Below are 21,399 nucleotides of genomic sequence, written 5' to 3'. Positions count from 1 at the left end.
GCGCCCGCGGTGACCGCGGGCGCCGCGCGGGGTCAGCGGGCCGCCGTCAGGTGCGGCGAGCCGGCGATACGGGAGCTGGCGGCGGGCGCGGGGTGCGGGGCGCCGTAGGTGACCCGTACGCCGCGTTCCTGGGCGGCGCGGACGATGCCGGGCATGGCCCGCTCGGCGAGCGCCGAGATGGTCAGCGCCGGGTTCACGGTCAGCGCGCCGGGCACCGCCGAACCGTCGGTGACGAAGATGCCGGGGTGGTTGCGCAGCTCGTGCCGGTCGTCCAGCGCCGAGGTGGCGGGGTCGTCGCCGATCCGGCAGGACGCCAGCGGGTGCACGGTGTACGCCCCGACCAGGTCGTTGGTCCACGGTCTGACCTTCGCCAGCCCGTCGCGCTCCAGGATGTCCCGCACATCGGCGTCGGCGAGGCCCCAGCCGCGCCAGGTGTTCGCCGTCGGCCGGTACGACAGCGGCCCGTGCCCGAGCATCTGCTGGGAGAAGCGGCGCGCGTTGCCGGTCTCCGGGGGTGGTCCGAACACGCCCTCATTGTCGTCTTCGGACATGGTGAAGATGGTGAGCCACGACTTCCATTGGCGAAGAAAGTCTTTCTTGTCCACCCCGAACCAGCTCGGCCCGGCCGCGTCCGGGGCCTGCGCCAGGATGGTGCCCAGGCCGGGCGGGAAGTAGAGCTGCTCCAGCGAGTACCGCTCGTACTCCGGCAGGTTCCCGTCCAGCCGGTCCCAGCTCGCCACCACCGGACCCCGGCCGATCTGGTGCGCCTCGTACGGCACCCCGTCGGGTCGGCTCAGGCCCAGCACCTCGCGCACCCGGTCCTCGTCGAACGCGGCGGTGTTGAGCCGCTCGCCGTTGCCGGAGAAGTAGCGCCCCACGGCGTGCGGCATCTTGCCCAGGGTCGGCTCGGAGCGTTGCAGGATCACCGGCGTCGCCCCGGCCCCGGCCGCCAGCACGATGATCTTCGCGTCGATCGCGCCCGCCTCGTGCAGCACCCGGTAGTCCTCGTCGTCGACGATCCGGTAGTGCACCCGGTAGCCGCCGTCGTCGGTGCGGGACAGGTGCTGCACCTCGTGCAGCGGGCGGATCTGCGCGCCGTGGGCCAGCGCGCCCGGCAGGTAGTTCAGCAGCAACGACTTCTTCGCGTCGAAGCGGCAGCCGGCCATCATCCAGTTGCAGTTGGTGCACTGGTCGACGTCCACCGCCGACGGCACCGGGTTCGCCGTCCGCCCGGCGTGCGCGCAGGCCGCCGCCCACAGGCCACCGCCGTACGGCACCTTGTCCCAGCTCTGCGCGGTCACCGGCAGCGACTCGGTGACCACGTCGTACCAGGGGTCGAGGGTGTCGCGGTTGATCGACGCCGGCCACATCCGCCGGCCGATGCTGCCGCGGCGCTCGAAGGTGAAGCGCGGCGCGCGGGGCATGGTCGCGAAATAGACCACGCTGCCGCCGCCCACGCAGTTGCCGCTGAGCACGCTCATGCCGTCCCCGACCACGAAGTCGAAGATCCGGGTGTACGACGCGCCCAGCTTGAAGTCGTGGTCGAACTCCTCGGCCGACAGCCAGGGACCACGCTCCAGGACCACCACCCGGGCCCCACCGGCGGCGAGGTGGTAGGCGGCGATCGCCCCACCGAACCCGCTGCCGATGACGACGACGTCGGTGCTCTCGATGCTGCTCATGCGGGACTCCCCGTCGTGGTGGTCTGCGGGTGGATGTCGGCGAGCCGGCGCCCGTACGAGGCATTGCCGAAGCGCCAGAGCCCGTCGGCGTCGGGTCGCTCGTAGCCGATGGTCAACAGGCCCGGGTGCCCGTCGGCCAGGGCCTGCGGGGTGCTCAGGTGGGCGGCGCTGTCGAAGGCCATGTTGCTGAACAGCGCCATCCCCACCCAGATGCTCCGCTCCGGGTGGTCGGGCGCGGTGAGCTGCTGCACCAGCGCCGCCCGGTCCGGATAGGACAGCGCGACGAACGGCGGCAGGTCCGCCGCCAGCACCCGGTGCTGCTCGTCGGCGTACCGGGCCGCGTGGCCGTTCAGCAACGCGACCAGGCCGTCCAGTGACTCGGCGAGGCCGCCCGCGGGGTGGGCGAGCATCTCCACGGCACCGGAGGCGACCGCGCCGCCGCCGGTGGAGACCCCCGCGACGGCCCGGTCCCCGGGAAAGCGTTTCTCGCCGGGAATGATGGTGTCGGCGAACGCCTCGAGGGTCATCGTCCAGGTGTCGGATTCGGAATCGGAACTCACCACGTCGCCTCCTCGACACCGACGGCTCCCCGGCGGCCGTGCCGGCCGGTCCGTCCGTCGGATTCCAGGACGGGCCGGTGAGCCTGCCGTGGCCACCCGGCGGTGCCGGGGCGCGCGCCCGTCCGCTGCCGCCACATCGTCCGATCGGCGCGTCACGCGACGCATCTTTCGTCGTGCGCAGGGACACCGGCCGTGCGACGGTGCCGCGAATTGCGGGCCGAGTGGCCGGCGGAACCGGAACCGGTGGCCCACGACAGGAAATGGATAGCGCACAGGTGAACGCGCCGGAATGCGGTCCGGAATGGTGGGTCGGAATCGCCGGACCGCGCATTTATCCCAGCGTGCTCGGACCGTGACGAGCGCTTGCGGGGCGGTCTGTGCCGCCAGTATCCATGTCCTCAGGGTCACGGGTGCGCCAGGCGCCGAGGTGGACCCGCGCCCCGAGGAGGACAGCATGGTCGCCAGACGGATCGCGGCGTCGGTCGCCCAACGTCAGGTCAGGTACGTCACGCCGGTGCCGGTCGGCGCCGCCACCGGCGTCCTGCGCACGGTCTACCGGCAGTCCTCCGCCGAGATGGGTCTGGTCAGCCCGCCGGTGCAGCTGCACTCGCCGGTGCCCGACCTGGCCGCGGCGTACTGGATGCTGATGCGGGAGCCGATGCTGCCCAGCGAGACGGTCGGCCGGGACGTCAAGGAGGCGGTGGCGACCGCCGTGTCCACCGCCAACATCTGCCCGTACTGCGTCGACATGCACAGCACCGGCATGTACGACCTGGTCGGCGAGGACGACGCCGAGGCGCTGGTCGCCGACCGCCCCGGCGACCTGCGGGACGCGAGCCTGCGACCGCTGGCCCAGTGGGCGCGGACCGCCGCCGAGCCGGGCCGGGGTCCGCTGCCCGAGCCGTTCGGCGACCGGCACCGCCCGGAACTCGTCGGCGTCCTGGTCGCCATGCACTACCTGACCCGGGTGGTCAACGTCTTCCTCTCCAGCTTCCTGCTGCCGCCCCGGCTCAGCCCCGAGGCCCGGCGCCGGTTCAAGCGCGGGGTGAGCCGGGTGCTGCGCCCCACCCTGCGGCAGCCGCGCGCCGCCGGGCTCTCCGTACACCTGCTGCCGGACGCCCCGCTGCCGGCGGACGCCGCCTGGGCGCGCCCGAGCCCGACGGTCGCCGCCGCGGTGGCCCAGGCCGCGGCGGCCTTCGAGGCGGCCGGCGACCGGTCGGTGCCGCCGGCGGTCCGCCGGGTGGTCGCCGACCACCTGGCCGGCTGGCAGGGGCGGAGACCGGCCTGAGCCGGCGCTGGTGCGAACTGCTGGTGGCCGACCTGGAACCGGCCGACCGGGCCGCCGCCCGGCTGGCCCTGCTGACCGCCGTGGCCTCCTACCAGGTCGACGAGGACGTGGTGACCGAGTTCCGGCAGTGGCATCCGGACGACGTGACGCTGGTCGAGGTGGCCGCCTGGGCCAGCTTCGCGGCGGCCCGCCGGGTGGGTGCCTGGCATCAGCCGACCGGCCGATAGCACCGAGGAGCGCACGTTCGAAGACGCGGCGGCCCCGCCGCGTCGGCCAGGCTGGACGCGCCGTAGCCCGCGGCCGGGCGTGCGGTGAGGTCGCCCGATCAGGAGGCTGAGATGACCGATTTCGACACCGCCGAGCGGCGGTCGGTGGGGTGGCTCAACGGCGCGGGTCACCGGCTCGCGTTGAACCTGTTCATGCTGGTCGTGCTCGGACACTGGGCCGAGCACCTCGTGCAGGCGTACCAGATCTGGGGCCTGCACCGGCCGGTCAAGCAGTCCCGCGGGGTGCTCGGCCAGTTCTACCCCTGGCTGATCACCTCGGAGTGGCTGCACTACGGGTACGCCATCGTCATGCTGATCGGACTGTTCCTGCTGCGCAAGGCGTTCGTCGGTCGCGCCGGTACCTGGTGGACGGTCGCGTTGGCCATCCAGTTCTGGCACCACATCGAGCACTTCGCCCTGCTGCTGCAGGCCCAGACCGGGCACTTCCTGTTCGGCCGGCCGGTGCCGACCAGCTTCATCCAGCTCCTGATCCCCCGGGTGGAGCTGCACCTGGCCTACAACACCCTGGTGTTCCTGCCCATGGTGGTGGCCGTCTGGCTGCACCTGCGGCCGTCGGTCGCGGAGGCCCGCGCCGCCGTCTGCGACTGCGCCCGACCGGCCGAACTGCTCGCCGCCCGATGAGCCGTGACCGGGTGACGAGCCGGAGCGCCCGGTGAGCGACCGGATGCCGGTCCCGGCGGCGGGGGACCGCCGGCGGGGCCGGCTGCTGGGGGCGGCGGTGGTGCTGGTGGTGGTGACGGTGGGGCTCCTGGTCGCGCTCAGCGAGTCCAGTCCCGCCACGCTGCGTGCCGTGACGCCGGCCGACGGGGCCACCCTCGCTGCCCCGCCGCCCACGGTGGCGTTGGTGTTCGACCGGGAGGTGGCCCCCCGCGAGGTCCACCTGACCGTGACGACGGCCGGTGGGGACCGGGTCACCGTCGGCCCGCCGACGGTCGCCGGCACGACGGTGACCGCGCCGGTGTCGATCTCCGCCGCCGGCGGCTACCTGATCGGCTACCACGTGGTGCTCCCCGGTGGGCGGGAGGTGTCCGGCGTGGACCGCTTCCGGGTGACCGCCGCCGGCCCCGGGGTCCCCGCGACCGCCGTCCCGGATCCCGCCGCCGAGGCGGCCGGCGCCGCGACGGGCCACCAGCACGGCGGGGACGACCCGCTGAGTCTCGGGCTGTCCCTGGTGGCCGTGGCGGCCCTGCTCGCGCTGCTGACGGTGCTGGTGCGACCCGCCCGACTGCGGGACTGAACCGCCGCCGGCCACAGCGCACGGCAGGAGACGCCCACCTCCGCGGGCCCGTACGACGATGGGTCCGTCGCACCCGGCACGGGGTCAGGAGGGACCATGCCCACCGTATTCGGCGCACTGCGCAGCCTGATGATGACGCCGTCGATGGCGGAGGTCGGCTTCCGGCGTCGGGGGTTCCCCCCGGCGCCGGCCGACGTCACCCGCCGGTTGGAGGCGATCCCGCAGGCGGTGATCTGCGGCTTCGAATGGGGCATCGACGTCCGCGAGCTGTGGGAGCTGGAACGTCGCCTGGAACTGGTCGACCCGGAGCAGCGGGGCTTCGCCTACGAGGGCGCCACGATGGCGTGCACCGTCCGGGACGCGATGGCCGGCGGGCGGGGCCGGCGTACCGAGGCGCTGCTGCGGGGACCGGGCCGCCGGCACATCTTCCTCGCGTACATCGGCATCGGGTTCGCGATGGCCCGGCTGCCCCGCCCGCTCTGGGCCCGGGTGCTGCCCGACCTGCCGGACGTGCCCTACCACCCCACCATGAGCTGGCTCGCCGTCGACGGCCTCGGCTTCGACCGCGCCTACTTCGACACCCCGCGCTGGGTCGACGGGCAGCGGCGGCCGAAGCCCTACCCGTGGGACGGGCACCCGGAGTACTTCGCCCGTGCCTGGGACCAGGGCGTCGGGCGGGCCCTGTGGTTCATCCACGGTGGACAGGTCCCGGCGGTCGCCGCCGCGGTGGGCCGGTTCGCCACCGACCGCCACGCCGACCTGTGGAGCGGGGTGGGCCTGGCGGCCACCTTCGCCGGCGGCTGCGGCGCGGCGGACCTCGCCGCGCTGCGCCGGCACGCCGGGCCGTACGCGGCGGACCTCGCCCAGGGCGCGGTCTTCGCCGCCAAGGCGCGGACCTGGGCGGGCGCGGTGCCGCCGCACAGCGAGGTGGCGGTGCACACCCTGGCCGGCGTGGACGCCACCGCGGCGGCACAGCTCGCCGACGACGTCGTGGTCGACCCGTTCCCGGCGGCCGCGCAGCCCCACTACGAGACCTGGCGCGGCCGGGTACGGGACCGGCTGGCCGTCGCGCCGTCCGCCCGGCCGAGCTGAGGCCCGCCGACCGGCCCGTCCCGCCGCGGTGAAATTGCTGAACGCCTGCTCGGCACATTTGAAGAAGCAATTACCTTCGATTGCTTGGGACGATTTCCCGGGAAACTCTTCCCGATTGGCGCGATGACGCAGGGAGCGTTTCATGGGAGTGTTCGGGACGCTGCGGCGCAAAATACTGACGCCGGACGTGTCGGAAACGAAACTCGACGTACGCGGTTTCCATGTCAAGAATCCGCAGGCGCGGGAACTGCTGGAGACGATCGGGGCCAGCTTCCTGCGCGGCTTCGGTCACGCGGCGGAGGCGTCCGACGTGTCGGCCGCGGAGCGGGAACTGGAAAGTGTGCCTTTCCGGTTCCGGGGTTTCGCCTACGAGGGCGCGGCGATGGGATTCGCCGTCCGGGACGCGCTGCGGCCGGGCCGGCCCCGGTACGTGCCGCAGCTGCTGGCCGGCCGCGGTGACGCGCACGTCTACATGGCGTACGTCGGGGTGGGCTGGGCGATGGCCCGGCTGCCCCGGCCGCTCTGGTCCCGGCTGGCCGCCCCGGACCCGCTGCTGCGCTGGCTGGTGCTCGACGGCTACGGCTTCCACCAGGCCTACTTCCGCACCGACCGGTACGTGCGCCGGCGCTACCGGGAGGAGAACTTCCCCTGGCCGGGCGACGACCACGGCTGGTACGCCGGCCACGCCATCGACCAGGGCATCGGCCGTGCCCTGTGGTTCGTCGGCGGCACCGACCCGGAGCGGGTGGCGCAGCTGATCGAGGCGTACCCGCGCGAGCGGCGGGCGGACCTGTGGAGCGGCACCGGGCTCGCCGCCACCTACGCCGGCGGGGCCGACGAGGACGAGTTGCGGACGTTGTGGGAGCGCGGCGCCGAGTACCGCCCGCAGCTCGCCCAGGGTTCGGCGTTCGCCGCCGGCGCGCGGGTGCGGGCCGGACTGCTCGGCCCGCACACCGAGCTGGCCACCCAGATCTTCTGCGGGATGCCGGCGGCGCAGGCGCAGAAGGTCACCGACGAGGCGCTGGTCGACCTGCCCGAGGGCGGTTCCGTGCCGTCCTGGGAGGTCTGGCGGCAGCGCATCTCCGCATCGTTCGTGTCGCTCGGGCAGTGCTGACGCCCCCGTACGACGACTCACGCAGGACCCCGGCCGTACCGGCCGGAGTCCCGGCACAAGGAGGGTCCTGAGCAGATGACCAGAATCGCCATCGTGGGCATGGCGTGCCGATACCCGGACGCCACGTCACCCCGGGAGCTGTGGGAGAACGCGCTCGCGGGTCGTCGCGCCTTCCGCCGGCTGCCCGATGTCCGCATGTCCCTCGACGAGTACTACGACGCCGACCCCAAGGCCCCGGACCGGTTCTACGCCCGGAACGCGGCGGTGATCGAGGGGTACGAGTTCGACCGGATCGCCTACAAGGTCGCCGGCAGCACCTACCGCTCCACCGACCTGACCCACTGGCTGGCCCTGGACGTCGCCGCCATGGCCCTGGCCGACGCCGGTTTCCCGATGGCCGAGGGGGTGCCCCGCGAGCGGACCGGCGTGATCGTCGGCAACAGCCTCACCGGCGAGTTCTCCCGGGCCAACCAGCTGCGGCTGCGCTGGCCGTTCGTGCGGCGCATGGTGGCCGCCGCCCTGAAGGACCAGAACTGGGACGACGACCAGCTGACCACCTTCCTGGACGACTTCGAGGCCACCTTCAAGAGCCCGTTCCCGGAGATCGACGAGGACACCCTGGCCGGTGGCCTCTCCAACACCATCGCCGGCCGGATCTGCAACCACTTCGACCTCAAGGGTGGCGGCTACACCGTGGACGGCGCCTGCTCGTCGTCCCTGCTCTCCGTCGCCACGGCCTGCAAGGGCCTGGTCGACGGCGAGCTCGACGTCGTGGTCGCCGGTGGGGTGGACCTGTCGATCGACCCGTTCGAGATCATCGGCTTCGCCAAGACGGGCGCCCTGGCCACCGGCGAGATGCGCGTCTACGACCGGGGCTCCAACGGCTTCTGGCCGGGCGAGGGCTGCGGGATGGTCGTGCTGATGCGGGAGGACGAGGCCCGCCGGGCCGGGCACCGCATCTACACCACGATCGCCGGGTGGGGCATCTCCTCGGACGGCAAGGGCGGCATCACCCGGCCCGAGGTGAGCGGCTACCAGCTCGCCCTGCGCCGGGCGTACGAGCGGGCCGGCTTCGGGGTCGACACGGTCGGGCTGTTCGAGGGGCACGGCACCGGCACGGCGGTCGGTGACGCCACCGAACTGCGGGCGCTGACCCTGGCCCGCCGGGCGGCCGGGGCGACCACGCCCGCCGCGATCAGCTCCATCAAGGGCATGATCGGGCACACCAAGGCGGCGGCCGGGGTCGCCGGCCTGATCAAGGCCACCATGGCCGTGCACCAGGGGGTGCTGCCGCCGGCGATCGGCTGCGTGGAGCCGCACGAGCTGCTCACCGAGGACGGCGCCGAGCTGCGGGTGCTGCGCCGGGCGGAGCCGTTCCCGGCCGGCGCCCCGGTCCGGGCGGGCATCACCGCGATGGGGTTCGGCGGCATCAACACGCACATCGTGCTGGAGAACACCGACGGCCGCCGCCGGGGCCGGCTGGACAGCCGGACCGCCGCGCTGGCCTCGGCCCTGCAGGACGTCGAACTGCTGGTGGTCGACGCCGCCTCGGTCGACGAGCTGGGCGAGCGGCTCGACCAGCTGCTGGCGTTCGTGCCCACCGTCGCGTACGCCCAGTTGGCCGACCTCTCCGCCACCCTGCACGCAGAGCTGCGCGACCTGCCGTTCCGGGCCGCGACGGTGGTCTCGTCGCCGGAGGACGCGGAGCGGCGGCTGCGTACCCTGCGCGACAAGATCACCGCCGGGGAGACGAGCTTCTTCAGCCCGGACGGCCGGTGCTTCCTCGGCCACGCCACCGGTCCCGGCCGGATCGGGTTCCTCTTCCCCGGCCAGGGCTCGGGGCGCGGTCTGAGCGGGGGTGCGCTGCGGCGCCGCTTCGCCGAGGCGGAGGACGTGTACGCGCGGGCCGCCCTGCCGGTGGGCGCGGACGCGGTGGCCACCGAGGTCGCCCAGCCGCGGATCGTCACCGGCTCGATGGCCGGCCTGCGGGTGCTGGACACCCTGGGCCTGGCGGCGACGGTGGCCGTCGGGCACAGCCTCGGCGAGCTGTCGGCGCTGCACTGGGCCGACGCCATGGACGAGGAGACCCTGCTGCGGGTGGCCGCCGTCCGGGGCGGGACGATGAGCCGGCACAGCGCCTCCGGCACGATGGCCGGGCTCAACGCCTCGGCGGACACCGTCGCGCAGTTGACCGCCGGTACGTCGGTGGTGATCGGCGGCTACAACGGCCCGCACCAGACCGTCGTCGCCGGCTCGGTCGAGGAGATCGAGGCGCTCTGCGCGCGGGCCGGCGAGGCCGGCATCACCGCGACCCGGCTGGCGGTGTCGCACGCCTTCCACTCGCCGCTGGTGGCCCCGGCCGCGGCGGCGTTCGGTGCCGCGCTGGCCGACGAGCGCTTCGGCCCGGTGACCCGCCGGGTCGTCTCGACGGTGACCGGTGAGGCGCTGCCGGCCGAGACCGACGTGCCGGCCCTGCTGCACCGGCAGATCACCGACCCGGTCCTGTTCGCGCAGGCCGTCGCCGTCGCGGCGAAGGACGTCGACCTCTTCGTCGAGGTCGGCCCGGGCCGGGTGCTGGCGGGTCTCGCCGCGGCGGCCACCGACGTCCCCGCGATCGCCCTGGACACCGACAGCGAGTCGCTGGCCGGGGTGCTCGGGGTGGTCGGCGCGGCGTACGTCGTCGGTGCGCCGGTCAACGAGGCCCCGCTGTTCCACGGGCGGCTGATGCGTCCGCTGCGGCTGGGTCAGACGTTCAGCTTCTTCGCCAGCCCGTGTGCGGCCGCGCCGCCGGTCGACCTGCCGGCCCGGACCCGCCCGGCCGGGTGCCCCGCACCGGCTCCGGCGGTCGCACCGCAGGCGGTGCCGGTACCGGCCGGTGACGCGGCCGAGCCGGCCGTCGAGCTGCTGCGGCGGCTGGCCGCCGAACGCGCCGAGCTGCCGCTGGAGCTGGTCCGCGAGGACAGCCGGCTCCTGGACGACCTGCACCCGAGCTCGATCACCGTCGGCCGGGTGGTCAACCAGGTCGCGGCGCAGCTCGCCGTGCCGCCGGCGCAGACGCCGACGAACTTCGCCACCGCCACGGTCCGCGAGCTGGCCGACGCGCTGGACACGCTCGCGCAGACCGCCTGGCCCGGCGACGCGACGGCGGCGGCCCCGGTCACCGGTGCCGCCCGTGGGCCCGGCCGTGGTCGGTCGACCTCGACGAGGTGCCGCTGCCGCCGCCGGTGGCGGCCGGGCAGCGCGGGCCTGGCAGTTGTACGCCGAGCCGTCCGACCCGCTCGGGTCGGCGCTGCGGACCGCGCTGGAGTCGGCCGCGGTCGGCGGCGGTGTCCTGGTCTGCCTGCCGGCCGGCGCCACCGAGGAGCACGTCGGGCTGGCGCTCGACGGGGCGAAGGCAGCGCTGTCGGGAGCCGCGGGTGACCGGTTCGTGCTGGTCCAGCGGGACCGGGGCGCGGCCGGGCTGGCCAAGACGCTCCGGCTGGAGGCACCGCAGCTGCGGGTCACCGTCGTGCACCTGCCGGCCGAGGTCGGCGACGTCGCTCCGGTGGTGGCCGAGGTGGCGGCGACCGCCGAGTTCGCCGAGGTCCACTACGACGCGTCGGGTGCCCGGCGGGTGCCGACGCTGCGGGTGCTGCCCGTCGAGGCGGCCCGGACGGACCCGCCGCTGGACGCCACCGACGTGCTGCTGGTGACCGGTGGCGGCAAGGGCATCACCGCCGAGTGCGCGCTGGCCGTCGCCACCGACACCGGGGCCGCGCTCGCCCTGATCGGGCGCGCCGACCCGGCAGAGGACGCCGAGCTCGGGGTGAACCTGAAGCGGATGGCCGAAGCCGGTGTCCGGGTGCGGTACGCCCGCGCCGACGTCACCGACCCCGCCCAGGTCCGGCGGGCCGTGGACGAGTTGGTGGCGGCCCTGGGCCCGGTCACCGCCGTGCTGCACGGCGCCGGACGCAACGAGCCGGCGGCGCTGACCCAGCTGGACCGGGAGGCGTTCCGGCGTACCTTCGCGCCGAAGGTCGACGGACTGCGGGCCGTGCTGGCCGCGGTCGACCCGGACCGGCTGCGGATGCTGGTCACCCTGGGCAGCATCATCGGCCGCGCCGGCCTGCGCGGCGAGGCGCACTACGCCACCGCGAACGAGTGGCTGGCCGACCTCACCCGCGAGTTCGGCCAAGCACACCCGCACTGCCGGACCCGCTGCCTGGAATGGTCGGTCTGGTCCGGCGTCGGCATGGGCGAGCGGCTGTCCGTGGTGGAGTCGCTGACCCGCGACGGCGTCACCCCGATCACCCCGGACCAGGGCATCGCGATCCTGCGCCGGCTGCTGACCGACCCGGACAGCCCGGACCGGGTGGTGATCAGCGGTCGGACCGAGGGCGTCGACACCGTCCGGTACGACCTGCCGGAGCTGCCGCTGCTGCGCTTCGTCGACCGCCCGCTGATCCGCTACCACGGGGTGGAGCTGGTGTCCGAGGTCGCGCTGAACGCCGGCACCGACCGCTATCTCGCCGACCACCTGCTCGACGGCAACCTGCTCTTCCCCGCCGTCTTCGGCATGGAGGCGATGGCACAGGTCACCGCGGCGGTCACCGGCGACGAGTCGGTGCCGGTGATCGAGCAGGCCGAGTTCCTCCGGCCGGTGGTGGTGCCGCCGGACGGGACCACCCGGATCCGGATCGCGGCGGTGGTGACCGGCGCGGACACGGTGGAGGTAGCGCTGCACAGCGAGGAGACCGGCTTCGTCGTCGACCACTTCCGGGCCCGGCTGCGTACCGGTGCCGGTGCCGTCGCCGACGGACCGCCCACCCAGGTCCCCGCCGACCTGCCGGCGGTGCCCCTGGACCCGGCCACCGAGCTGTACGGCCCGGTGCTGTTCCAGGGTGGACGCTTCCAGCGGCTGCGCCGCTACCACCGGGTCGCGGCCCGGGACGTCGACGTGGCGGTGGCGGCCGACCCGACGACGGACTGGTTCGCCGGGTTCCTGCCGGGCCGGCTGCTGCTGGGCGACCCGGGCACCCGGGACGCGCTGATGCACGGTCTGCAGGTCTGCGTGCCCGACGCGACCCTGCTGCCGGCCGGCATCGCCCGGGTCCAGGCGGCGGGGCCGGCGGTGTTCAGCGCCGAGGGGTTGCGCTTCTGCGCCACCGAGCGGCACCGCGACCGGGACACCTACGTCTACGATGTGGTGCTCCGCGACGCCGCCGGGACGCCGCTCGAGCGCTGGGAGGGCCTGCGGTTGCAGGCGGTCCGCAAGAACGACGGGCGGGGGCCGTGGGCGCCGCCGCTGCTCGGCCCCTACCTGCAGCGTACGGTGGCCGACCTGGTCGGGGTCGACGTGGCCGCCGCGGTCGAGCCGGCGGGGGAGCCGACGTCCACCGACTTCGTGACCGCCCGACGGGCCCACCGCGACGGCCGCCGGCCGGGCGTGCGGCGCGCCGGTCGAGGTGCGGTACCGGCCGGACGGCCGACGGAGCCGACGGCGGCCGGTCGATGTCGGCCAGCCACGGCGCGGGGGTCACCCTCTGCGTGGTGGCCGACGGCCCGGTCGCCTGCGACCTGCAACCGGTCGAGGAGCGTCCCGACGCCGTGTGGCAGGGCCTGCTCGGCCCGCACCAGGCGCTGGCCGAGGCGATCGGCCGGGCGACCGGCGAGGACCGGGCCACCGCCGCCACCCGGGTCTGGACCGCGGTGGAGTGTCTGCAGAAGGCCGGCCGGACCAACCGGGAACCGCTGACGCTGTCGGCCACCCCCCGTCCGGGGTGGACGGTCCTCGCGTCCGGCAGCCACCGGATCGCGGTGACGGCCACGACCCTGCGGGACGTCACCGAGCCTGTCGTGATCGCCGTCCTGGTCGAGGGGAGCCACTGACCGTGGAGAGCTACTACGAGCACCGGCACACCGTCGGGTTCGAGGAGACCAACATCGTCGGGAACGTCTACTACGTCAACTACCTGCGCTGGCAGGGACGCTGCCGGGAGATGTTCCTGCGGGACCGGGCGCCGGAGGTGCTGGCGGACCTGCAGGACGACCTGAAGCTCTTCACGCTCCGGGTGGACTGCGAGTTCTTCGCCGAGATCACCGCCTTCGACGACCTCGCCATCCGGATGCGCCTGGTGGAGCTGGCGCAGACGCAGATCGAGTTCGGGTTCGACTACGTCCGGCTCGACGCCGACGGCGGGGAGACCCTGATCGCCCGCGGCAGCCAGCGGGTTGCCTGCATGCGGGGCCCGAACACGCGCACCGTCCCGGCCCGGGTGCCGGAAGCGCTCGCGCGGGCACTTGAGTCGTACCAACGCGCACCCGTCCGTGGGTGAGGCGTCCGAGCCGTATGAGGAGGCGCTCGTGGACGTGCATGCCAGGCCCCCGGCCGAGGTGACCGACACGAAACTGCTCCGGCGGGCCTTCGGGGCGTTCGCCACCGGCGTCACGATCGTGACCGTCGGTGGCGCCACCCCCCACGGGATGACCGCCAACTCGTTCGCCACCGTGTCCCTCGATCCGCCGCTGGTGCTGATCTGCGTCGGTCGGGAGGCGGTCATGCACCAGGTGCTGTCGCACACCGGCGCGTTCGGCGTCTCGGTGCTGGCGGCGGAGCAGGAGGCGGTGGCCCGTTACTTCGCCGACCGGCGCAGGCCGCTGGGCCGGGAACAGTTCGACTCCGTCGACTGGCTGCCCGGCGGCCGGACCGGCGCGCCGCTGATCACCGGCGCGCTCGCCCACTTCGAGTGCGCGCTGCGGCGCACGTACGACGGGGGCGATCACAGCATCTTCCTCGGCGAGCTGCTCTGGATGGACCGCAGTCTCGGCGACGACGCGCTGCTGTTCGTCGACGGCGGCTTCCGACAGGTCGAACCGAAGCGAAGCGATGTGGCGATATGACCATCGACCAGTTGCCCCGAGTCGTACCACCGGGCCCGCCCCGGACGGCGACGTTGCGCCTGCTCGCGGCGATGCGGCGGGACCGGCTCAGCATGCTGGCCTCGGCCGCGGCCCGGTACGGCGACGCCGTCCGGCTGCCGGTCGGGCCGATCACCCTCTACCTGTTCAACCATCCCGAGCACGCCAAGCACGTGCTCGCCGACAACAGCGGCAACTACCACAAGGGCGTCGGCCTGCGGCACGCCAAGCGGGCGCTCGGTGACGGCCTGCTGACCAGCGAGGGTGAGCTCTGGCGCAAGCAGCGCCGGGTCATCCAGCCGACCTTCCAGAGCCGGCGCGTCGCCGCCATGGCGCCGGTCATCGCCGAGGAGGGGGCGCGGCTCGTCGAGCGCCTGCGGCGGTACGCGGGCCAGGGCCCGGTGGACGTGGTCCAGGAGATGACCGGGTTGACCCTCGGGGTGCTGGGCCGGGCGCTGCTGGACGCGGACGCCAGCGCGTTCGGCTCGGTGGGTGCGTCCTTCGCCGCCGTGCAGGACCAGGCGATGTTCGAGTTGGAGACGCTCGGCGCGGTGCCCACCTGGATCCCGCTGCCACGGCAGGTGCGGTTCCGGCGGGCCCGCCGGGACCTCGAACGCCTCGTCGACCGGCTCGTCGCCGACCGCGACCCGGCCGGCGACGGGCGGGACGACGTGCTGTCGAGGCTGGTCGTGTCCACCGCCGCCGAGGCGGACCGGCGGGTCGGGCGGCAGCGGCTGCGCGACGAGCTGGTCACCCTGATGTTGGCCGGGCACGAGACGACGGCCAGCACGCTGAGCTGGACGCTGTACCTGCTGGACCAGCACCCGGAGGTCCGTGAGCGGCTGCGGGCCGAGGCGGTGTCGGTGCTCGGCGGGCGGCTGCCGGCGTACGAGGACCTGCACCGGCTGCCCTACACCACCTCGGTGGTGGAGGAGGCGATGCGGCTCTACCCACCGGTGTGGCTGCTGCCCCGACTGGCGTTGGCGGACGACGAGGTGGGCGGCTACCACGTGCCCGCCGGTGCGGACGTGCTGATCAGCCCGTACACCCTGCACCGGCATCCGGGGCTGTGGGACCGGCCGGAGCGGTTCGACCCGGACCGCTTCGCCCCGGACCGGCCCACCGACCGGCCCCGGTACGCGTACCTGCCGTTCGGCGCCGGTCCGCGGTTCTGCGTCGGCAACCACCTGGGGATGATGGAGGCCACCTTCGTCATCGCGATGCTCGTCCGCGAGCTGGACCTGGTCCTGAAGCCGGGCCATCCGGTGGTGGCCGAGCCGATGCTGTCCCTGCGGGTGCGCGGCGGTCTGCCGATGTCGGTACGCCCGGTGTCCTGACCGACCGCTCGCGACGTGGCCGGCGCCCCGCGGCGCCGGCCACGTCGCTGTCCGCCACCGGGCCGGTAGGCCGTCGACCGGGTCGCTGTCCGCCACCGGGCCGGTACGGCCGCCGACCACGGTGTCGGCCACCGGTCCGGGTCCGGCGCCGGGCCGCCGGGTGGAGGGCGGCGTCGGTGGGCGTGGGGTCCGGCACGCACACGGTCCGGCCGGCCACCGCACTGGCGGTGGCCGGCCGGACCGTGTGCGGTCGGGTCAGGCCGCCAGCGGATACCGCTGCGGCGCGCGACCGACCCGGGCCATCGCGGTCTTGCGCACGTCGAGCAGGGCGAGCAGCACCGGCGGGTCGAGGGAGCGCATCGGCCGCAGGTGCAGGTCGGCGTTCTCCACGATGTCGGACTGCCCGACGGTGAGCGGGCCGACCGTGGCGGCGGCCAGGCCCACGCCCCGCAGCGAGGACGGTTCGACGGCCTGCTCCGGGCTCTCGGCGACGGAGTGCGCGAGGAGGTACCACGATCCGGGCGGCACCTTGTCGAGCAGGAACGGGCCCGGCTCCGCCAGCACGGCGCAGCTGACCGGCCGCCCCTCGGGGATGCGGTCGTGGAACAGGCCGATGAAGGTGAGCCCGGGCTTGTCCGGGTCGGCCGGGGTGAGCAGGCCCCGGACCATGCCGGTCGCCTGGGTGGGGTCGACCAGGTCGGTGCCGGACTGGATGCGTGGCGCGATGCCCCGCAGCCGGCGGTAGGTGGTGGGGGAGAGCCCCACACTGCGGGTGAACCGGGAGCTGAAGGTCCCGACGCTCGTGTAGCCCACCCGGAGACTGATATCCGACACGTTGAACGACGTGGAGGTCAGCAGCTCCTTGGCCTGCGCCAGTCGCAGGGCCGAGAGGAACCTGCCGGGGGACACCCCGGTGACCCGCTGGAAGATCCGCGAAAAGTGGAACTTGCTGAACATCGCGACCCGTGCCATGTCGTCGATGGTGAGCTGTTCACCGAGATTGTCGTGCATGGCTGCGATGACGCGTTCGACAGCTTTTTCCGCGGCGTTGTCCATGACCTCTTTACCTCCCCAGTAAAGGTCCCTGTCACGGTGTCGGGTAAACGATGGACCCGTGGCGACGTGCGCGGCGCAATTCCCGCGACGAAGTGCGCAAGAATTGTCCGGTTGCTGGTCCCATACCCGTGAGGTGGCGTGGTGCGTGTGTGTTCAACCGTCGGCAGTCACACGCCCAAGCTTCCCCCTCGTTGTAGCACCGAGTGACGGAAGTTGATGTTAGGGGTGATAGCGCCCGGCGGCAATACTCCGTTGGTCGCAGCCGGCCGCCCGGCCGGCCGATGCCTGGTTACGCTGTGTCCACATGCCTCCTGAGCTGCTGTTTCGTCGGTCCGGAGACGCGCCCGACCGACAAACTGAGCAATCATTTGGAAAGGGGAGGTTGGCAATTTCCACTATCCAGAAAGATGTACGGAAAGTGACGGTCGATCTTCGTCCGCGGCCGGTAGAACTTCCGCCGGGACGCCTCGACAACCCCCGTGACCAGGGGTTTTGCCATAGTTACACGGAGTGCTCATGCGACGACCGTGGGTTATTGCCCAATGGTGCCGCTAATAGCCAAGTGTCCGGAATTTCTCCTGGGATGCTGTCAGGTGGGCGACCGATCAGTAGCTCTGTCGCTGGCTGGTCAGGTGTGGCAGCATGAGCCGAGGTCATCGCTAAACAACTGATGGAGTTCGATGAAAATCTCGAATCTCAGCAGGCAGAGCGGTGTTTCCGTGGCAACCATCAAGTTCTACCTCCGCGAGCGACTGCTCCCTCCGGGGACACCGACCGCGCGCAACCAGGCGGAGTACGACGAGTCCCACCTGGTCCGGCTCCGCCTGATCCGGCTGCTCACCGGGATCGGCATGATGAGTCTCGCGTCGGTACGGGAGGTGCTGGCAGCGATCGACGCGAACTGTCTGTCCCCCCAGGGCCTGGCCCGCATCGTCAACGACCGGCTGCTGGCGCAGCACCCGATGCCGGAGGCCGAGGGGCGTTCCCTGCGCACCGCACGCCAGCAGACCGACCAGTTCATCGACGCCATCGGGTGGCGGATCGCGCCCGACGCCCGGGAACGCGACACCCTCGCCCAGGTTCTCGCCGCGCTCCAGGGGCTGGGCTGCTCCTGCCAGGCCGAGGCGTTCGTGCCCTACGCGGAGGCGGCCGAGCGGCTCGCCCGCAGCATCGAGGACGTGGACCCCGCCGTGCCGGCGGCCACCGTGGTCGCCCGCACCGTGCTGTTCGAGGTGGCCTTCGCGGTGATGCGCCGGATGGCGTACGAGCACCGCCTCGCGGCCCGCCAGGACGACCGGGGCGACTGCGACCCCAGCTGAACGCCGGTGCCACCGACATTGGTCGGTGGCCTTCGTGCGTACTCGGAAAATCTTTTCTCCAAAATTGCGAATCACCGGCCGACGAGGTTTGCAGAGCAATTATTGAGAAGACTTCGTGCACGGCCGGCCGTGAGGATTACGAACGTCAGGACAGCCTTTCGTCCCGCTGCCGTCCGTCCGTCGGCACTTCGGTCAGGTGGTATTCCCACCCCCGTCGTCCGGTGCCGAATCCCGTCCGCACGCCTGACCGTCTCGCCGCCGACGCGGTGCCGTTCCGCCGGCACCACGGGCCGGCGGCCGGGTCGGGCCGGCGCGTCGGGCCCGGTCCCGGACCGGGCACCGGTGCCGGATGCGCCGCACGCCGTCCAAGCAAGGGGAAGCGATGCCAACGAAACCCGTCGGAAAGCTCCGCCGCCTAGCTCCCGCCATCTTCGTGCTCGTGCTCCTGGCGGCACTGTTCCAGGTGGCCCGTCTGCCGCAGGCATCGGCCGCGGACCGTGCCTCACTGGCGTCCCGGTTCGGCTTCACCGAGCTGCCGATCGCCCTGCCGCCGGGCCTGCCACAGCACACCGTGCGGGCGGTCAACCCCAAGTACGAGCACATCAGGTCGTGGGTGTCGTCGGTCGGCGCGGCGATCGCCGTCAACGACCTGGACGGCACCGGGGTGGCCAACGACCTCTGCCTGGTCGATACCCGCAGCGACGCCGCGATCGTCACCCCCGCTCCCGGCAGCGGTGGCGGCTACCAGCCGTTCGTGCTCGATCCGGCGCCGCTGCCCAAGAGCGCCACGATGTCCCCGATGGGCTGCGTACCCGGTGACTTCAACGGCGACGGGTGGAACGACCTGCTGGTCTACTACTGGGGTCGGACGCCGGTGCTCTTCCTGCACCGCGCCACCCGGGCCGAGTTGACGCTGGCCAGCTTCCGCCCGATCGAGGTGCTGCCGGAGCAGGAGTCCTCCGACGGCGTCTACCACGGCAAGCTGTGGAACACCAACGCGGTGGCGGTGGCCGACTTCGACGGTGACGGCCACCCGGACCTCGGGGTGTTCAACTACTTCCGGGACAGCGAGGTCCTGAACCCCGTCGGCCAGCCCAACGTCGAGATGAACCACTCGATGTCCTCGGCCCGCAACGGCGGTGGCGCGCACCTGCTGCGCTGGACGTCCGCGTCGGCCGACTCGGTGCGCTTCGAGGAGCAGCCCGCCCTGGACCCGAAGGTGAGCACCGGCTGGACGCTCGCCGCCGGCTCCGCCGACCTCGACGGTGACCTGCTGCCGGAGCTCTACCTGGCCAACGACTTCGGCAACGACCGCTTCTTCCACAACGTCTCCACCCCGGGCCGGATCCGCTTCGCCCTGGCGGAGGGACGCCGCGGACCGGCGACGCCGAAGTCGCTGGTGGTCGGGCACGACTCGTTCAAGGGCATGGGGGTCGACTTCGGCGACCTCTCCGGCGAGGGCCGCTTCGACATGTTCGTCAGCAACATCACCGTCTCCTGGGGCCTGGAGGAGAGCAACTTCGTCTGGCACAACACCGCCAAGGACACCGCGGACGCCAGGGCGCAGCTCGCCGCCGGGCGGGCGCCGTTCGAGAACCGGGCCGCCCGGCTGAACATGGCCTGGATCGGCTGGGGCTGGGACGCCAAGATGGCGGACTTCGACAACAGCGGAAAGCTCTCCGTCGTCCAGGCCAGCGGCTTCGTCAAGGGCAGGATCAACCGGTTCAACTGGCTCCAGGAGCTCGCGATGAGCAACGACCTGATGCTCCGCGAGCCGGACATGTGGCCCAAGGCGGTGCCCGGTGACGACATCGCCGGCTCCGAGCCGGTCGGCTTCTGGGCCAGGGAGGACAGCGGCCGCTTCGTCAACCTCAGCCACGACCTCGGCCTGGACGTGCCGATCCCGACCCGCGGCATCGCGGTCGCCGACGCCGACGGCGACGGTGGCCAGGACTTCGCCGTCGCCCGCCAGTGGGGTGCCCCGGCCTACTACCGCAACACCAGCGGCAAGCGCGGCGACTTCCTCGGTCTGCGCCTCTACCGCCCGGCGGCCGGCGCCGGTGCCGACGGGCCGGTCGGCACGCCGGCGTACGGGGCCCAGGTGAAGCTGACGCTCGCCGACGGCAGCACCCGGGTCAGCCAGCTCGACGGTGGCGGCGGCCACTCCGGCAAGCGCAGCTTCGACGTCTTCTTCGGCCTCGGTCATCAGGGCGCGAAGCCGGTCTCGGCGGAAGTGTGCTGGCGTGACCTCGACGGCGTCCCGCACCGCCAGCAGCTGGACCTCTCCACCGGCTGGCACGACCTCATGCTCACCACTCAGGCTCAGGAGGTGAAGGCGTCATGACGCAGACCCATCGGATCGGTTCCGCACCCGTCGGGATGCCGACGACCGTGCCCACCCCGGCCAGCACCCCGCCGGCCGCCCCGCAGTCCCGCAACGGCGCACCGCCCCGGGTGGACGCCAAGGATCCCCGCTACATCGCGCTGCGCAACTTCGCCATCTCGATGAGCATCTTCAACATCCTGGGCTACACCGTCCTGGGCTTCGAGCAGCCGTGGACCTGGCCGTTCCTCGCCCTGGCGGTCGGCTACGGCGCCGAGATCGTCATCGAGGCGATCGCGGCCTGGTCGCGGGGACGCACCCCGGCCTACCGGGGCAACGGGATGTGGGGGCTCTACACCTTCCTGCTGCCCACCCACATCACCGCGCTCGCGGCGAACATGCTCCTCTATGCCAACGACAACTTCTGGCCCATCGCGTTCGCGGTGGTGGTCGCCATCGGACAGAAGGCCGTCTTCCAGGCGCCCATCAAGGGCCGGATGCGGCACTTCATGAACCCGTCGAACCTCGGCATCACCGTCACGCTGCTCGCCTTCTCCTGGGTGAACATCGCGCCGCCGTACCACTTCACGGAGAACGTCCCGGACGTCATCCGGATCGTGGTGCCGCTGGTCATCATCACCTCCGGCACGGTGCTCAACGCGGTGCTCACCAAGAAGGTCCCGCTCATCATGGGCTGGGTCGGCGGGTTCGTGATCCAGGCGCTCATCCGGCACTTCGTCTGGGACGTCGCGCTCTGGGCGGCGCTGGTGCCGATGACCGGTGTCGCGTTCGTGCTCTTCACGAACTACATGATCACCGACCCCGGCACCACCCCGACCACCTTCAAGAACCAGTTCATGTTCGGTTCGTCGGTCGCGACGGTCTACGGCGTGCTGATGGTGTTCAACGTCGTCTACACGCTGTTCTTCGCGGTCACCATCGTCTGCGCACTGCGTGGCCTGTACTGGTGGTGGATCTGGTGGGGCGAGCGGCGGCGGGACCGCCGGGTGCCCGTCTCGCCGGGTGCGCCGGCCACGCTGGCCACCGTCACCCGCTGACCGACCGCGTCGCACCGGCCCCGGTCCCGCCCCGCCAGGGTGGCCCGGGGCCGGTTCCGTCCGCCGTGTCCGGTGTGGACTGACTGAGCGCGCAGAAGAGCAATCTGGAAGAAGCCGGCGCGGCCGGCGGGTGCCACGATCGACCGCGA

At 72.8% G+C, this 21,399-nt stretch carries 15 protein-coding genes and 1 pseudogene; 13 read left to right on the top strand and 3 right to left on the bottom strand.

The features are described 5' to 3' along the window. Positions 1 to 32 precede the first annotated feature (32 nt). A complete protein-coding gene (locus MRQ36_RS00995) occupies positions 33 to 1,682 on the bottom strand; it encodes a GMC family oxidoreductase (protein WP_242791577.1) in 1,650 nt (549 codons plus the stop codon). Continuing rightward, positions 1,679 to 2,209: a DUF5987 family protein gene (locus tag MRQ36_RS00990; protein ID WP_278187692.1), complete on the bottom strand. Its 531-nt coding sequence runs from the start codon at positions 2,207 to 2,209 to the stop codon at positions 1,679 to 1,681. The genes MRQ36_RS00995 and MRQ36_RS00990 overlap by 4 nt, the downstream gene beginning before the upstream one ends. Positions 2,210 to 2,696: 487 nt before the next feature. Here MRQ36_RS00990 and MRQ36_RS00985 point away from each other — a divergent pair, with 487 nt between their 5' ends. From MRQ36_RS00985 to MRQ36_RS00940, 10 genes and pseudogenes are all read left to right on the top strand, one after another. Further along, positions 2,697 to 3,530 carry a carboxymuconolactone decarboxylase family protein gene (locus MRQ36_RS00985; protein WP_242791573.1) on the top strand — a complete coding sequence of 278 codons (834 nt, stop codon included), beginning with the start codon at positions 2,697 to 2,699 and terminating at the stop codon, positions 3,528 to 3,530. A gap of 23 nt (positions 3,531 to 3,553) precedes the next feature. Continuing rightward, the gene (locus MRQ36_RS00980; protein WP_242791565.1) at positions 3,554 to 3,757 is read left to right on the top strand and encodes a hypothetical protein; all 204 of its coding nucleotides are present in this window, start codon (positions 3,554 to 3,556) and stop codon (positions 3,755 to 3,757) included. Between the two features lie 111 nt (positions 3,758 to 3,868). After that, a complete protein-coding gene (locus MRQ36_RS00975; RefSeq protein ID WP_242791562.1) occupies positions 3,869 to 4,438 on the top strand; it encodes a hypothetical protein in 570 nt (189 codons plus the stop codon). A gap of 31 nt (positions 4,439 to 4,469) precedes the next feature. Beyond that, a complete protein-coding gene (locus MRQ36_RS00970) occupies positions 4,470 to 5,054 on the top strand; it encodes a copper resistance CopC family protein (RefSeq protein ID WP_242791558.1) in 585 nt (194 codons plus the stop codon). 96 nt (positions 5,055 to 5,150) lie between these two features. Further along, on the top strand, positions 5,151 to 6,146 hold the full coding sequence (locus MRQ36_RS00965) for a DUF1702 family protein (RefSeq protein WP_242791557.1): 996 nt from the start codon (positions 5,151 to 5,153) through the stop codon (positions 6,144 to 6,146). A gap of 142 nt (positions 6,147 to 6,288) precedes the next feature. After that, entirely contained in the window at positions 6,289 to 7,260 is a 972-nt protein-coding gene (locus MRQ36_RS00960; RefSeq protein WP_242791556.1) for a DUF1702 family protein, read from the top strand. A 75-nt stretch (positions 7,261 to 7,335) separates the two neighbouring features. After that, positions 7,336 to 13,128, top strand: a pseudogene (locus MRQ36_RS00955) (SDR family NAD(P)-dependent oxidoreductase). A gap of 2 nt (positions 13,129 to 13,130) precedes the next feature. After that, positions 13,131 to 13,574: a thioesterase family protein gene (locus tag MRQ36_RS00950; protein ID WP_242791555.1), complete on the top strand. Its 444-nt coding sequence runs from the start codon at positions 13,131 to 13,133 to the stop codon at positions 13,572 to 13,574. A 28-nt stretch (positions 13,575 to 13,602) separates the two neighbouring features. Continuing rightward, complete coding sequence (locus MRQ36_RS00945; protein ID WP_242791549.1) at positions 13,603 to 14,139, top strand: flavin reductase family protein; 537 nt, start codon at positions 13,603 to 13,605, stop codon at positions 14,137 to 14,139. A gap of 11 nt (positions 14,140 to 14,150) precedes the next feature. Then, on the top strand, positions 14,151 to 15,494 hold the full coding sequence (locus MRQ36_RS00940; RefSeq protein WP_374249693.1) for a cytochrome P450: 1,344 nt from the start codon (positions 14,151 to 14,153) through the stop codon (positions 15,492 to 15,494). A gap of 255 nt (positions 15,495 to 15,749) precedes the next feature. Here MRQ36_RS00940 and MRQ36_RS00935 read toward each other — a convergent pair whose 3' ends face one another. Beyond that, positions 15,750 to 16,550 (bottom strand): helix-turn-helix domain-containing protein, encoded by an 801-nt coding sequence (locus tag MRQ36_RS00935; protein ID WP_242791543.1) that lies wholly within the window; start codon positions 16,548 to 16,550, stop codon positions 15,750 to 15,752. Between the two features lie 680 nt (positions 16,551 to 17,230). On the opposite strand from MRQ36_RS00935, the gene MRQ36_RS00930 reads away from it, so the two are divergent. The 3 genes from MRQ36_RS00930 to MRQ36_RS00920 all read left to right on the top strand — a co-directional run bounded on the left by MRQ36_RS00930 (position 17,231) and on the right by MRQ36_RS00920 (position 21,250). Beyond that, a complete protein-coding gene (locus tag MRQ36_RS00930) occupies positions 17,231 to 17,869 on the top strand; it encodes a MerR family transcriptional regulator (protein ID WP_278187395.1) in 639 nt (212 codons plus the stop codon). Positions 17,870 to 18,251: 382 nt separating this feature from the next. Then, positions 18,252 to 20,213: a CRTAC1 family protein gene (locus MRQ36_RS00925; RefSeq protein WP_242791539.1), complete on the top strand. Its 1,962-nt coding sequence runs from the start codon at positions 18,252 to 18,254 to the stop codon at positions 20,211 to 20,213. Further along, positions 20,210 to 21,250: an enediyne biosynthesis protein gene (locus MRQ36_RS00920; protein WP_242791537.1), complete on the top strand. Its 1,041-nt coding sequence runs from the start codon at positions 20,210 to 20,212 to the stop codon at positions 21,248 to 21,250. Before MRQ36_RS00925 ends, MRQ36_RS00920 begins: the two co-directional genes overlap by 4 nt. Positions 21,251 to 21,399: the final 149 nt, after the last annotated feature.

The organism is Micromonospora sp. R77, from assembly GCF_022747945.1.
In the GTDB taxonomy this organism is placed as follows: domain Bacteria; phylum Actinomycetota; class Actinomycetes; order Mycobacteriales; family Micromonosporaceae; genus Micromonospora.
Note: the sequence above shows the minus strand (reverse complement) of the source record. Positions and strands in the feature narration are given on the sequence as shown.